Source organism: Allobosea massiliensis (assembly GCF_042655245.1).
Classification (GTDB): domain Bacteria; phylum Pseudomonadota; class Alphaproteobacteria; order Rhizobiales; family Beijerinckiaceae; genus Allobosea; species Allobosea massiliensis.
Genome location: NZ_JBHSLU010000046.1, coordinates 22589 through 35321, shown reverse-complemented (window position 1 = coordinate 35321; position 12733 = coordinate 22589). Strand labels below are relative to the sequence as shown.

11 protein-coding genes are annotated in these 12733 nt (G+C 68.3%); 2 read left to right on the top strand and 9 right to left on the bottom strand.

Translation table 11 applies throughout. From position 1 onward, the window contains the following. The first annotated feature begins 14 nt into the window (after nucleotides 1–14). Both ACFPN9_RS15135 and mdoH read left to right on the top strand, forming a co-directional pair. Nucleotides 15–1577: an OpgD/OpgG family glucan biosynthesis protein gene (locus ACFPN9_RS15135; protein ID WP_082734996.1), complete on the top strand. Its 1563-nt coding sequence runs from the start codon at nucleotides 15–17 to the stop codon at nucleotides 1575–1577. Then, on the top strand, nucleotides 1565–3748 hold the full coding sequence (gene mdoH / locus ACFPN9_RS15130; RefSeq protein WP_066718288.1) for a glucans biosynthesis glucosyltransferase MdoH: 2184 nt from the start codon (nucleotides 1565–1567) through the stop codon (nucleotides 3746–3748). Before ACFPN9_RS15135 ends, mdoH begins: the two co-directional genes overlap by 13 nt. A gap of 19 nt (nucleotides 3749–3767) precedes the next feature. Here mdoH and ACFPN9_RS15125 read toward each other — a convergent pair whose 3' ends face one another. The 9 genes from ACFPN9_RS15125 to tpiA all read right to left on the bottom strand — a co-directional run bounded on the left by ACFPN9_RS15125 (nucleotide 3768) and on the right by tpiA (nucleotide 12631). Then, nucleotides 3768–4172 (bottom strand): DUF350 domain-containing protein, encoded by a 405-nt coding sequence (locus ACFPN9_RS15125; protein WP_066718286.1) that lies wholly within the window; start codon nucleotides 4170–4172, stop codon nucleotides 3768–3770. Between the two features lie 43 nt (nucleotides 4173–4215). Further along, nucleotides 4216–5115, bottom strand: coding sequence for a VOC family protein (locus tag ACFPN9_RS15120; RefSeq protein ID WP_066718283.1), 900 nt, complete (start codon nucleotides 5113–5115; stop codon nucleotides 4216–4218). A 90-nt stretch (nucleotides 5116–5205) separates the two neighbouring features. After that, complete coding sequence (locus ACFPN9_RS15115; RefSeq protein ID WP_066718281.1) at nucleotides 5206–6375, bottom strand: glutathionylspermidine synthase family protein; 1170 nt, start codon at nucleotides 6373–6375, stop codon at nucleotides 5206–5208. 1 nt (nucleotide 6376) lies between these two features. Next, entirely contained in the window at nucleotides 6377–6997 is a 621-nt protein-coding gene (locus ACFPN9_RS15110; RefSeq protein ID WP_066718278.1) for a DUF1190 domain-containing protein, read from the bottom strand. Nucleotides 6998–7007: 10 nt separating this feature from the next. Beyond that, complete coding sequence (locus ACFPN9_RS15105; protein ID WP_066718276.1) at nucleotides 7008–7409, bottom strand: DUF350 domain-containing protein; 402 nt, start codon at nucleotides 7407–7409, stop codon at nucleotides 7008–7010. A 733-nt stretch (nucleotides 7410–8142) separates the two neighbouring features. Next, nucleotides 8143–9117 carry an N-acetyl-gamma-glutamyl-phosphate reductase gene (argC, locus tag ACFPN9_RS15100; protein WP_377817219.1) on the bottom strand — a complete coding sequence of 325 codons (975 nt, stop codon included), beginning with the start codon at nucleotides 9115–9117 and terminating at the stop codon, nucleotides 8143–8145. A 327-nt stretch (nucleotides 9118–9444) separates the two neighbouring features. Continuing rightward, on the bottom strand, nucleotides 9445–11073 hold the full coding sequence (locus ACFPN9_RS15095; protein WP_066719333.1) for a CTP synthase: 1629 nt from the start codon (nucleotides 11071–11073) through the stop codon (nucleotides 9445–9447). 211 nt (nucleotides 11074–11284) lie between these two features. Then, on the bottom strand, nucleotides 11285–11686 hold the full coding sequence (gene secG / locus ACFPN9_RS15090) for a preprotein translocase subunit SecG (RefSeq protein WP_066719342.1): 402 nt from the start codon (nucleotides 11684–11686) through the stop codon (nucleotides 11285–11287). A gap of 183 nt (nucleotides 11687–11869) precedes the next feature. After that, complete coding sequence (tpiA, locus tag ACFPN9_RS15085; RefSeq protein WP_066719339.1) at nucleotides 11870–12631, bottom strand: triose-phosphate isomerase; 762 nt, start codon at nucleotides 12629–12631, stop codon at nucleotides 11870–11872. Between the last annotated feature and the right edge of the window lie 102 nt (nucleotides 12632–12733).

Here is a 12733-nt window from a genome sequence, read left to right as displayed (position 1 = left end):
GCATGTTGGGTCTGATGTCGAAACCTTTGAATCGTCGGCAGTTTCTCGAAGGTTCCGGCAGCGCTGCGGCAGCCTCGCTGCTCGCGGCGGGACAGGCTTCGGCCCAGGCGCCGACCGCGCTCGCCGCGATCAACCAGTCCTTCCTGTTCGAGGGCAAGACCTTCGATCCTGCCCTCGTGGTCGATGCGGCGCGCATCCTGGCACAGCGACCTGTCGTGCCGCTCGTCGCGACGGATCTGCCCGACGGCTACGCCACCCTGCCCTTCGATCTCTATTCGGGCATCCGAGCCCAGCCCGGCGCGCTGATCTGGGCCGGGGAGAATCGCGGCTTCACCGTCGAGCCGCTTCACCGAGGCTATGTCTTCTCGAATCCCGTGAGCCTCTTCACGATCGAGGACGGCACGGTCCGCCGCGTCGCCTTCGACCGCTCCAAGTTCGATTACGGCCGCGTGCCGCCGCCGCCGGCGAATGCCGACCTCCAGTTCTCCGGCATGCGGATCGCCACCGGGCTCGAGCGGCCCTTCGAGGTCGCCATGTTCCAGGGGGCGACCTTCTTCCGGTCTCTGGCGCGCGGCCAGAATTTTGGCGCCCTCGCCCGCGCCCTGATCCTGCGGCCGGGCGAGACGCGCGGCGAGGAGATCCCCTTCTTCCGTGCCTTCTGGATCGAGCGGCCGAGCCCCGCTTCGGGCCTGCTCGTCATCCATGCCCTGCTCGATTCAGAGAGCCTGACGGGTGCGCTTCGGATGACGTTGCGCCCTGGGGACGTCACGCTGATCGACGTCGAGATGACGCTGTTCGCCCGCCAAGTGCTCGATCATATCGGCTTCGGCTGCACGATGGGCACCTTCCTGTCCGGCCCGCAGAGCCGCCGCGGCTTCGACGATGTCCGCCCGGCCGTCCACGAGATCTCCGGCGTGCAGATGCGCTCCGGCACGGGCGAGTGGATCTACCGGCCGGTGAGCAATCCGGCGACGCTCCAGGTCTCGTCCTTCATGGACAGCAATCCGAAGGGGTTCGGCCTGGTCCAGCGCGAGCGCGACCCGGCCGCCTTCATGGATGACGACCAGCGCTTCGAATTGCGGCCGAGCGTCTGGATGGAGCCGCTCGGAGACTGGGGCGCCGGCTCGGTCCAGCTCATCGAGATCCCGAGCGAATCCGACATCAACGACAATGTCATCATGTACTGGCGTCCGCGGCAGCCCCTGGCAGCCGGCAGTGAAACCTCGATCGCCTATCGTCAGGCCTGGTGCTGGCAGCCGCCCGAACGGCCGGGCCTGGCTCTCGCGACGCGGATGCGCCAGGGCCGTGGCTCGCAGGGCCGGCGCCGGCGCTTTCTCGTCGACTTCACGGGCGACCGGCTGGCCGATGCAGGAACCGTCGCCGCGACACGCGCCCATATCAGCACGACGCCCGGCCAGATCCATAACATCCGGCTCTGGCCCTTCCCCGAGCGCAAGCTGATGCGCGTCGGCTTCGAGGTCGATCCCGGCACCGATTCGCTCTGCGAGCTGCGGCTCGTCCTGCAGTCGGGCGGACAGCCCGTATCAGAGACCTGGTTGAACCGATGGACGTGGTGACCGCGGCCCGCCCCGGCGAGGTCACGGCGCCGGATCACAGGGCTGCGGCGCGTCCGCTGCCCGCGACCCCGCCCGAGAACCGCCTGATCATGCCGGTTCAGTCCTTCCGGAGCTGGAAGGACGAGGACCGCCGCAGGCCGGTCGCGCCGCGCGCCTGGAAGACGCCGTGGCTGAAGCGCTTGCTCGTCTTTGGCGGCGGCCTCGCGCTCACCGCCTATGGCGCGTGGGAAATGTACAACGTCGTGTCGGTCAGCCGCACGACCTCGCTGCAGTACGTCCTACTCGTCCTCTTCACGGTCAATTTCTCCTGGATCGCGCTCGCCTTCACCAGCGCCGTCCTCGGCTTCTTCGGGCTGCTCTTCGACCGCACGCGCCCGGTCCATGTCGACAGCCTGCAGCATCGCACCGTCGTGGTGATGCCGATCTACAACGAATCGACCGCCCGCACCTTCGCGGCCCTGGCGGCGATCCGGGAATCGGTCGAGGCGACGGGCCTCGGCAGCCATTTCGACTATTTCATCGTCTCGGACACCACCAATCCGGATGTCTGGATCGCCGAGGAGCGCGCCTTCCTGGCACTGCGCGAGCGGCTTGGCCCCGAGGCGCGCGTCTATTACCGGCACCGGCCGAAGAACCATCACCGCAAGGCCGGCAATATCGCCGACTTCGTCACCCGCTGGGGCGGGCACTACGAGCACATGGTCGTGCTCGACGCCGACAGCCTGATGACCGGCACCTGCATCGTGCGCCTCGCCGCCGCGATGGAGGCCGATCCGGATGCCGGCATCATCCAGTCGCTGCCGCTGATCATCAACCGCAACACCTTCTTCGCGCGGCTTCAGCAATTCGCGGCCCGCGTCTACGGCCCCGTGATCGCGACCGGGCTCGCCATGTGGTCCGGCCGCGACGGCAATTACTGGGGCCACAACGCGATCATCCGCACCAAAGCCTTCGCCGACCATTGCGGCCTGCCGGACCTCAAGGGCAAGCCGCCCTTCGGTGGCCATGTGCTGAGCCACGACTTCGTCGAGGCCGCCCTGATCCGCCGCGCCGGCTGGTCGGTCTACATGCTGCCCGACCTGACGGGCTCCTATGAGGAAAGCCCGCCCTCGCTGATCGACGTCTCGGTGCGCGACCGGCGCTGGTGCCAGGGCAATCTGCAGCATTCGCGCATCATCGGCGCCAAGGGCTTTGTCGCGCCGACGCGGCAGCACTTCGCCACCGGCATCATGGGCTATCTCGCCTCGCCGCTCTGGCTGATGCAACTCGTGGTCGGCATCCTGATCGTGCTCCAAGTCAGCTATGCGCGCCCTGAGTACTTTACCCAGGAATTCACGCTCTTCCCGGTCTGGCCGCGCTTCGACCCCGAGCGCGCGCTCAACCTCTTCGCCCTGACCATGGCGATCCTGCTCGCGCCGAAGCTCTTCGGGCTGCTGCTGACGCTGTTCAACGGGAAACTCCGGCGCGCCGGCGGCGGCGCGATCCGTCTCATCGTCTCGGCGTTGATCGAGGTGCTGTTCTCGGCCTTCTTCGCGCCGATCATGATGCTGATCCAGTCGGGTTCGGTCTTCCAGATCCTGCTCGGCCGCGACACGGGCTGGAACCCGCAGCGCCGCGACGACGGTTCGATCCCGCTCAAGGACATCATCCGTCGGCACCGCATGCACACGCTGCTGGGGCTGGTCACCGGCATCTCGGCCTTTCTGATCGCGACCTCGCTCTTCGCCTGGATGTCGCCGACGATCGTCGGTCTCGTGCTGGCGATCCCGCTGTCCTGGGCTTCCGGCCAGCTCGCGATCGGGCTCTGGCTGAAGCGGCGCAAGCTGCTCTACACGCCCGAGGAAGGCGATCCGCCGGCGGTGGCGCTGCGGGCCAATGCGCTCCAGGCCGAGTTCGCGGCGGCGGGCTATGACGACGCGGACGGGCTGCGCGCGCTCCATGCCGAGCCGGCGCTGCGCGAGGCCCATGAGGCGATGCTGCCCGAGGCGCCGCCGCGCCGCCGCGGCGAGATCGAGGCCGACCGCGCCGTCGCGCAGGCCAAGCTCGTCGATGCCGAGACGATCGACGATGCCGCGATCTGGCTGAAGCCGAAGGAGCGCATGGTGGTGCTGCACGACCGGGCGCTGGTGGCGCTGCTGGCCTCGCTGCCGGCCGAGCGCCCGGCCACCTGAACGTCTGCCTGCGGGCGCCTCAGAAGCTCATCGCCGCCGCGTTGATGACGCCGGCCGCCAGCGAGGCGGCGCCGAGGAACAGCGCGGCGGCGAGTTCGCCCGCCGCGATCCGGGCCGAGAGATTCGGCAGGACGATCCGGACCAGCACATAGACGATCAACTGGACGACGATCGCGACCACGCCCCACACCAGCAGATCGGCGATGGTGGTCGAATGCACCACCGCGCTCGACAGCGGCAGCGCGAAGCCGGTAAGGCTCAGCCCCAGCGAGAGCGCCGCGGCGATGTTGTTCTGCCGGATCAGCCCGAACTCGTTATGCGAGGTCGCCACCGTGTAGACGAGCAGGTAGACGCCGACCAACGCCAGCGACACCGAGAAGAACAGGGCGAAATCGGGAAGCTTCAGCAGCGCCTGGGCGATCATGTCGGTTTCGAATCCATCAGAAGGAGCGGACCGATCCTGACGCTCATCCCCGCTCGAAGGCAATCACGCAGCCCATCGCCGCCTCGGCCGGAACCACGATTCGGTCCTCGCCTTGCCCGAAGGCGATCTCCGCCGCCTCGAGCCGGCTCGCGACGGCGTCGAGATCCGGCACGGTGACGCAGAAGCCGAGGAAGCGCGCCGGCGTCGGATCCGGCTCGACATGGTAGATCGCCTGCGCGGCCTCGGGGTCGAGCACGTCGAGACGCCCGCGCGGCAGGCCGAGCACATAATCGGCATTGCCCTCCAGCACCTCGGGGAAGCCGGCGAAGGCCGTGAGGAAGCCGCGATGCGTCGCCGGACCGTCCGTCACCATCACCGCAGCCGAGAGCGCGCTCACGCCATTCGCATGCTGCTGGAAGGCCGGGTTCCAGAAATTCTGCGGCTCGTGCTGTTGGCAGACGAAGAAGCCGCATTCCGGCGCCAGCGGGTCGGCGGCGAAGGCGAGCGAAAACGCGACGCGTACCGTGCTGCCATCCGGCCGCTTCGCCTGGCGCTCGAAGAAGAACGGCTCGAAATCGCCAATCCCCGCCGTCTGGAACGCAGCCGCATCGGCCTTGGCGTCCGTGCTTTCGAGAACCAGCATCGACAGCCCCTCGCCTCGCCCGAGCGCCTCGCGCACGAAATGGCCGAAGGAGAACTGGCGCGGCGCCGGCGGCACGACCGCTGTCGCATCGCCGATCGTGATCAGCTCCAGGAACGAGCCCGGGAACTGCACGATGCGGTTTTCGGTGCCCCAGGGATGGCGGTTGCGGGCGCCAACGGTGAAGCCGAGCCGCTCGTAGAAGGCTCCGGCCGCGTCGAGATCGCGCACTCCGATCACGAGATGGTCGAGGCCGCGCGGGGCGGCGGCGAGGATCGTGCGGGGCTGGGTCGTTTCAGGCATGGGCTGGCTCGCTTGCGGCAGGCTCGGGCGCTCAGGTCTAGCAGGTTGCCCGGGCGCGGTCATGCGCGGCGGCGGTCAAGCGCCGCCCGCTCAGGCCTCGATGTAATGCGGCACGAAGCGCGAGGTGTTGCGCGTGATCGGCGAGACGTCCTCACGCAGGCACAGCCCGCAGGCCTGCGAGGCGACCAGCCAGGAGCCGAGCACGGCATAATGCCCATCAGCCTGGAACAGATTGAGCGCGGCATCCTGCAGCACGAAGCCCTCGGCGCCATAGGGGCCGTCATCGCTGTCGAGCACTTGGCCACGCTCCGTCAGGGTGACATTGGCTCCCTCGCGCGAATAGAGCGGCTTGCGCACCCGGCGCGGCGAGAGCGAGGCGCAGCGCGGATCGTTCTCGAAAAAGGCCGGCAGCAGATTGGGATGGCCCGGCTCCATCTCCCACAAACAGGCCAGCAGGCCCTTGTTCGAGAGCAACGCCTTCCAGGGCGGTTCGACGAACTGGCAGCGCGACGTGGCAAGGTTGGCGGCATAGCCCTCGCGGAACAGCCACTCCCAGGGGTAGAGCTTGAACAGCGTCTCGATCGGCTGGTTGGCGCCGTCGCAGAAGCGCCCGTCCGAGAGCAGGCCGATTTCCTCGACATAGGTGAAGCGCGCATCGAGCCCGGCCTGAACGGCGCAGTCCATCAGATAATCGACCGTGCCCTTGTCCTCGGCGCTCGACTGGACGCAGGCGAGATGCAGCCGATAGGGCGAGGGCGCGCGCAATTGGGCGAAGGCTGCGATCAGCCTCTCATGCAGCGAGTTGAACTGGTCGCAGCCCGGCCCCAGCACGCCGCGCGCCATCCCCTGCTCCAGCCAATCCCACTGGACCACGGCCGATTCGAACAGCGCCGTCGGCGTATCGGCATTGTACTCCAGCAGCTTGGCGGGCCCGCTGCCGTCATAGGCGAGGTCGAGCCGGCCATAGAGATTGCGGTCGCCGCGTCGCCAGCTCTCGCGGATGAAATCCCACTGGGCCGCGGGAATCGCCAGCCGCGCCAGCACCGCATCGTCGTCGATGGCGCGCTCGATGAAGGCGAAGCAGAGCTGCTCGATCGCCTCGGTCGGCGCCTCGATGTCGCGCTCGATCTCGTCGAGCGTGAAGGCATAGGCCACGCTCTCGTCCCAATAGGTTTCGCCATCGAGCGTGTGGAAGGCGAATCCCAGCCGCTCGACCTGCGCCTGCCAATCCAGACGCGGCGTGAGAGAGACTCGGCGCATCTCAGGAGGACGATGACGAGGAGAAGGAGCGTGCCGTCGATCCGAAGCCACCGCGCGAGGTCGTGCTGGTGGTCGTCACGACGCCGGGAGAGCTGCCGCTGCGCGCCACCACCGCGGCGCCCGAGGTCGTCGAGTAGGCGCGCGAGGAGGATGAACTGCCGCGGCCACCATAGCCGCCACCGCTGCTGCCGGAGGAGGATGAGCGCGCCTGCTGACATTCGGGGGCGGCGCTCCCTGGGGGGCAGGCTTCCCGCGTCGGCGGCAGCAAGGGCTGCGCCGCGCCCCCACCCTGCGCGAGGCTGCGCGCCAGCATGAACCCGGCCAGCGCGGGGACCACCACGGAAGCGCCGTTCCAGACCGCCGAACGGCAGGAGCCCGAACCGTACTCGGCCTCGCAGGCGCTGGTGCTGGAGAACTTCTTGGCGTCCCGCAGATGGTTGGCGGTCGCCTCGTTGAAGCGCTGCTCGCATTGCGTCGAGGTCAGCTGGCCGCCGGCGCGACAATCGGCGAGGCTGTTGTAGACGAGGCTGTCCTCCGTCGCCTCCTCGCGCCCGCTGCCCCAGATCGTCGCGACGAGCACGACGCCCGCTGCTGCGAGGCCGATCTGGGTCGAGCGCTTCATCGCCGCCTCCTCAGACCGTCATGCTGGCAGCCGCCAGCGTGCCCGAGATCACCGCGATCACGGCCAGCATCGCCGCCGAGGGCAACCGGTCCTCCTCGATCTTGCGCGACAGCTCGGGAATCAGCAGGCGCGCCAGCCCATAGGCGCCGAACTGGATGATCATGGCGACAATAGCCCAGAGCACAAGGTCGGGAATGCTGCTGGCCTGCGCGATCGCCTTTTCGAGCGGAACGGAAAACCCCGTGACATTGCCGCCGAGCGCGACGGCGGCGGACAGGTTGCCGCCGCGGATCAAGGCGAGTTCATCATGGGCGGTGAGGCGCAGATACACGGCCGTGAAACAGCCGATCAGCGCCGCGCCGACGACGAAATAGAGCAGGAAGGCGGGCAGACCCGCCATCGAGATCGCCATGTCCCTGCCCCCGGCATCCGTGACTCTCGGTCGATCAGACCATCGGCTTCCCGACAGGTCAACGCATCCGCCAAATGCATGATGACGGCGCGCGGCTACGTCCGCCCGCGCTCGCACGCGGGCGTCGTCATGAGGGGCAGCGGAGCGCCGCGAGGCGCATTGGGTAACAAGCCACATCCATTGAGCCAGGATGCGGCGCGGATGGATTGAGCCACCATCCGCACGCCCCGTGGCGCTCCGCTTGTCGGCGATTATGGGCTCCGGGCCGCGCTTATGAGGTCGAAGGCCAGCCTCCGCCGCGAGCCCTTTCGACGCCAGTTCAGCTCATCGCCTTGTCGCGTCTAGTCGGGCATGGGACGAAGGCATGATGCCAGCCACCGTTCCAGCGAGCTCCTCGCACAGGGGCCGTAGTACCCCCAGGGCGGTGCCCCGAAGCCTCCCGAGTGCGGGGTGCAAACCCGCCCGCAGGCGCCGCCCCCATCCCCACCAACGGCTTGCCTTCCGGATGGCTGCCACTCGGGGATGAGGTGATGGCAGGATAGGGTGAGAAGGGAGCAGTGGGGATTAGTTTTCCGATCCTCCCCGTCATGGTCGGCCTTGTGCCGACCATCCACGTCTTCACGCGGGAACGATTGACGCCGCGCTTCTACAGAGCGACTCGCCGGCCAGCAGCGCCTCAAGACGTGGATGGTCGCCACAAGGGCGACCATGACGGCCCGCAGACCCGCTGCCGTCAGGGCCAGACCGGCACGCCGTCCAGCCCGGCCGTCTCCGGCAGGCCGCAGATCAGGTTGGCGTTCTGGACCGCCTGCCCGGCCGCGCCCTTGCCGAGATTGTCGACCACGCCTATCGCGATCACGAGGTTGCGCTCCGGGTCGGCCGCATAGCTGATGAAGGCGAGGTTCGATCCGGTCGCCCATTTGGTCTGCGGCGGCCTGTCGGTGACGCGGACGAAGGAGCGCCCGGCATAGAAGCGCCGGGCCGCATTGAGGCACTGCCCCGTGGTGGCGCTGCCGCGACAATAGATCGTGGCGAGAATGCCCCGCGTCATCGGCACCAGATGCGGCGTAAACACCAGCCCGGCCGCACTGCCACCGCTCAGCTGCTCGATCGTCCTGGCGATCTCCGGCATATGGACATGCTTGAGGAGGCCATAGGGCACGAGATTTTCGTTGCTCTCGGCATAGCCGAACGTGCTGTCGCCGCCACGGCCGGCACCGGAGATGCCCGTTTTGACGTCGATCACGATGTTGCCGGGCTCGATCAGCTTGTCCGCCAGCAGCGGCGCCAGCGCCGTCAGTGTCGCGGCGGGGAAGCAGCCGGGATTGGCGACGCGGACCTGACCTTGGATCCGGTCCGGCCAGATGTCGGCCAGGCCATAGGCCCAGCCCTCGACAGAGCGATGGTCGCCGCCGAGATCGACGATCTTCACTGCCTTGGGGACGCGGGCCAAAGCTTCGGCCGAGGCGCCCGTGGGCAGTGACGCGAACAGCACGTCGAGCGGCGGCAGGGTCTCGGGGTCCCATTTCGCGATCACGAGCTCGGCCAGCCGGGCCGGCACGCCGGGGAAGCGATCCACGAGGCGGCTGCCCGCGCTGCTCTCGCCCGCGGCGTAGACCAGTTCGAAGACCGGATGGCTGGCGATCAGGCGCAGCGCCTCGCCGCCGCCAAAACCGCTGATTCCGACAATGCCGACACGAATGCTCATGGTGATGTCCTTCTGTTTCCGGGCAAAAGAAAAACCCCCGGAGCCGGGGGCTGCGGGGGTTCGAGACTGCGGGCCGAAGGCCTCTTCGGAGACTGAGCCTAAGCAGAGGCTGCCATCATGCCAAAGGACGCCAATCGACGCGCAGCTGCGCGAGCCGCCGCAGGGGTGCAGCAGCGTCGGCGTCGATCGAAAAGGGTCGTATTCGGCAGCATGATCCGCGACGCGTGCCGCAAAGCGAATCCGTCGTCAAGCCGGATGTCCCGCAGTCTACCCACGGGAACTATTGACCGGCGCCGCATCAGGCTGCGCCGGCCGTCACCACCCGCCTCAGACCAGCCGGCTCTGCACCATCGCGGCCTGGACGAAGCTCGCAAACAGCGGATGCGGCTCGAAGGGGCGCGATTTCAGCTCGGGGTGATACTGCACGCCGATGAACCAGGGATGGTCCGGATACTCGATCGTCTCGGGCAGAAGACCATCCGGCGACAGGCCGCAGAAGCTCATGCCTTTCGCCTCGAGCCGGTCGCGATAGCTCATATTGACCTCGTAGCGGTGGCGATGCCGCTCGGAGATCTCGGTCGTGCCGTAGATCTGCGCGATCTTGGAACCCGCCGCCAGCGTCGAGGCATAGGCGCCGAGCCGCATGGTGCCGCCGAGATTGCCGTCGGCCGCGCGCTGCTCGAGTTCGTTGCCGCGCATCCACTCGGTCATCAGGCCGACGACGGGCTCGGTCGTGGGGCCGAACTCGGTCGAGTTTGCGTCGGTGATGCCGGCGAGCGAGCGCGCGGCCTCGATCACCGCCATCTGCATGCCGAAGCAGATGCCGAAATAGGGCACCTTGCGCTGCCGGGCGAAGGTCGCCGCCCTGATCTTGCCCTCGGCGCCGCGATGGCCGAAGCCGCCCGGCACCAGGATGCCGTGGACATGCTCGAGGAAGGGCGCCGGATCCTCCTTCTCGAAGACCTCGGACTCGATCCAGTCGAGATTGACCTTGACGCGATTGGCGATGCCGCCATGCATCAGCGCCTCGATCAGGGACTTATAGGCGTCCTTCATCCCGGTATATTTGCCGACGATGGCGATGGTGACCTCGCCCTCGGGGTTCTTCACCCGCTCGGAGATCCGGCGCCAGTTGGAAACGTCGGGCTCGCCGCCCGCATCCATGCCGAAGGCCGCCAGAACCTCGTTGTCGAGCCCTTCCGCATGATAGGACAGCGGCACGTCGTAGATCGAGGCGACGTCGCGGGCCTCGATCACGGCCGTCTCGCGGACATTGCAGAACAGCGCGAGCTTGCGGCGCTCCTCGCGCGGGATCTCGCGGTCAGTGCGGCAGAGCAGGATGTCGGGCTGGATGCCGATCGAGCGCAGCTCGGCGACCGAGTGCTGCGTCGGCTTGGTCTTCAGCTCGCCGGCCGTCGGGATATAGGGCAGCAGCGTCAGGTGGATGAAGATGCACTGCCCGCGCGGCAGCTGCTGGTTCACCTGCCGGATCGCCTCGAGGAAGGGCAGGCTCTCGATGTCGCCGACCGTGCCGCCGATCTCGACCAGGGTGAAGTCGTAGTCCTCATTGCCGTCGAGGATGAACTCCTTGATGGCGTTGGTGACATGCGGCACGACCTGGATCGTCGCGCCGAGATAGTCGCCGCGACGCTCCTTGGTCAGGATGTCCATGTAGATGCGGCCGGTGGTGATGTTGTCGCCCTTGTTGCAGGGCCGGCCGGTGAAGCGCTCGTAATGGCCGAGATCGAGATCGGTCTCCGCGCCGTCGTCGGTGACGAAGACCTCGCCATGCTGATACGGGCTCATCGTGCCCGGATCGACGTTGAGATAAGGATCGAGCTTGCGCAGGCGGACCGTGTGGCCGCGCGCCTGCAGGAGGGCGGCGAGCGCCGCCGCCGCCAGGCCCTTGCCCAGCGAAGACACCACGCCGCCGGTGATGAAGACATACCGCGTCATGGGAGGACACCTCTAAAGCGACGGGCGCGATTCGCTAAGTCCAGGCGTGCAGCCCCGTCTTGCCCTGCACGCTTGTCCACAGGCACGCCCGGCCGACCGGCCCGCGCACCCCACACAAAAGAGAAGGGCCGGTTGCCCGGCCCCTGCCCAGACTTTCTCGGGCGCGTCCTGAACATCAAAGCGCGAGGCGCTTTTACGGGACGTGCCGGCCTTACTGCTGCGGCGCTGGCGCCGCCGGGGTCGGCGGCTGCGGTGCGCCGCTCGGTGCCTGCATCTGCCGGAGCTGATCCAGAACGCCACCGGCGTTCGGGGCGCTCGGCCCAGTCGGCGTGGCGGGCGCGCTCTGGGTCGGCGCGCCATCGATGATCGAGCGCTGGACGCGGCCGCGCGTCGCCATCACCGCCAGGATGATCGAGGTCAGGAAGAAGGCCCCGGCCAGGATCGCCGTCGCCCGCGTCAGCGCATTGGCCTGGCCGCGGCCGGTCATGAAGCCGCCCGCCCCGCCACCGCCGGAGCCCATGCCGAGCCCGCCGCCCTCGGAGCGCTGCAGCAGGACCACGCCGACGAGCGCGACCACGATGATCAGGTGGATGACGATGATGACGTTCTGCATGTTCTCGACAGACTGAGCCAGGCTCACCAAATGGGTCCGGAGCGGGCCGCCGCCAAGGGCCACCCGCACCTCATGCCGCCGCAGGCCGGAGCCGGCCAGCGGGGTCGGCGCGGCCCATAGCACGCAAGCGACGGCCACACCACCCCGGCGATCGCCGCCCGACGCGGTTTTGCTTCGCGCCGCTCAGGCGCAGGCGCGCGCGATCGCGAGGAAGTCCTCGGCCTTGAGGCTCGCCCCGCCGACCAGAGCGCCATCGACATGGGCAACATTCATCAATTCGGCCGCGTTGGACGGTTTCACCGAGCCGCCATAGAGCAGGCGCACGCCCGCAGCCGCCGCCTTGCCGAGCATGCGGCCGAGCTCGCCGCGGATCGCCTCGTGCATCTCCGCGACATCGGCCGCGGTGGGGGTGAGCCCGGTGCCGATCGCCCAGACCGGCTCATAGGCCACCACGAGCGTCGCCGCCGTGGAGCCCTCCGGCACGGAGCCGCGCAGCTGCTTGCGGACGACCGCGACCGCCTTGCCCGCCTCGCGCTCGGCTTTGGTCTCGCCGACGCAGACGATCGGCACCAGCAGCGCTCTTTGCGCAGCCTCGGCCTTCGCCTTCACGGTCGCGTTGGTCTCGCCATGGAGCGTGCGCCGCTCGGAATGGCCGACGATGGCGAAGGTGGCCCCGGCATCGGCGAGCATCGCGGCGGAGACTTCGCCAGTGAAGGCGCCCGCCTCCTGCATGCTGCAATCCTGGCCGCCGGTCGCGATCCGCGTGCCGACCAGAGCCGCGCTCGCCAGATAGAGCAGGCTGGCGGGCGGGCAGATCGCCAGATCGACCGCGCTCTTCAGGGCGCGATCATAGCCCTTGGCCACTTCGGAGCCGATGGCGAGATCCGCCTTCAGCCCGTTCATCTTCCAGTTGCCGGCCACCAGGGGCCTGATGCTGCGCGTCACCTGCATCCTCCTGTTCGTTGGCCCGGCTCTAGCAACCGCGGGCGCGCCCCGCAATCGCGCGGCGCGCCGTCGTGCAGCCACGACACGAATCCGCGCGGGCGA

Excerpts from the sequence above, each read along its gene's own strand:
- ACFPN9_RS15135 (WP_082734996.1), top strand. The coding sequence starts at position 15 with ATGTCGAAACCTTTGAATCGTCGGCAGTTTCTCGAAGGTTCCGGCAGC.
- mdoH (WP_066718288.1), top strand. The coding sequence starts at position 1,565 with ATGGACGTGGTGACCGCGGCCCGCCCCGGCGAGGTCACGGCGCCGGAT.
- ACFPN9_RS15125 (WP_066718286.1), bottom strand. The coding sequence starts at position 4,172 with ATGATCGCCCAGGCGCTGCTGAAGCTTCCCGATTTCGCCCTGTTCTTC.
- ACFPN9_RS15120 (WP_066718283.1), bottom strand. The coding sequence starts at position 5,115 with ATGCCTGAAACGACCCAGCCCCGCACGATCCTCGCCGCCGCCCCGCGC.
- ACFPN9_RS15115 (WP_066718281.1), bottom strand. The coding sequence starts at position 6,375 with ATGCGCCGAGTCTCTCTCACGCCGCGTCTGGATTGGCAGGCGCAGGTC.
- ACFPN9_RS15110 (WP_066718278.1), bottom strand. The coding sequence starts at position 6,997 with ATGAAGCGCTCGACCCAGATCGGCCTCGCAGCAGCGGGCGTCGTGCTC.
- ACFPN9_RS15105 (WP_066718276.1), bottom strand. The coding sequence starts at position 7,409 with ATGGCGATCTCGATGGCGGGTCTGCCCGCCTTCCTGCTCTATTTCGTC.
- argC (WP_377817219.1), bottom strand. The coding sequence starts at position 9,117 with ATGAGCATTCGTGTCGGCATTGTCGGAATCAGCGGTTTTGGCGGCGGC.
- ACFPN9_RS15095 (WP_066719333.1), bottom strand. The coding sequence starts at position 11,073 with ATGACGCGGTATGTCTTCATCACCGGCGGCGTGGTGTCTTCGCTGGGC.
- secG (WP_066719342.1), bottom strand. The coding sequence starts at position 11,686 with ATGCAGAACGTCATCATCGTCATCCACCTGATCATCGTGGTCGCGCTC.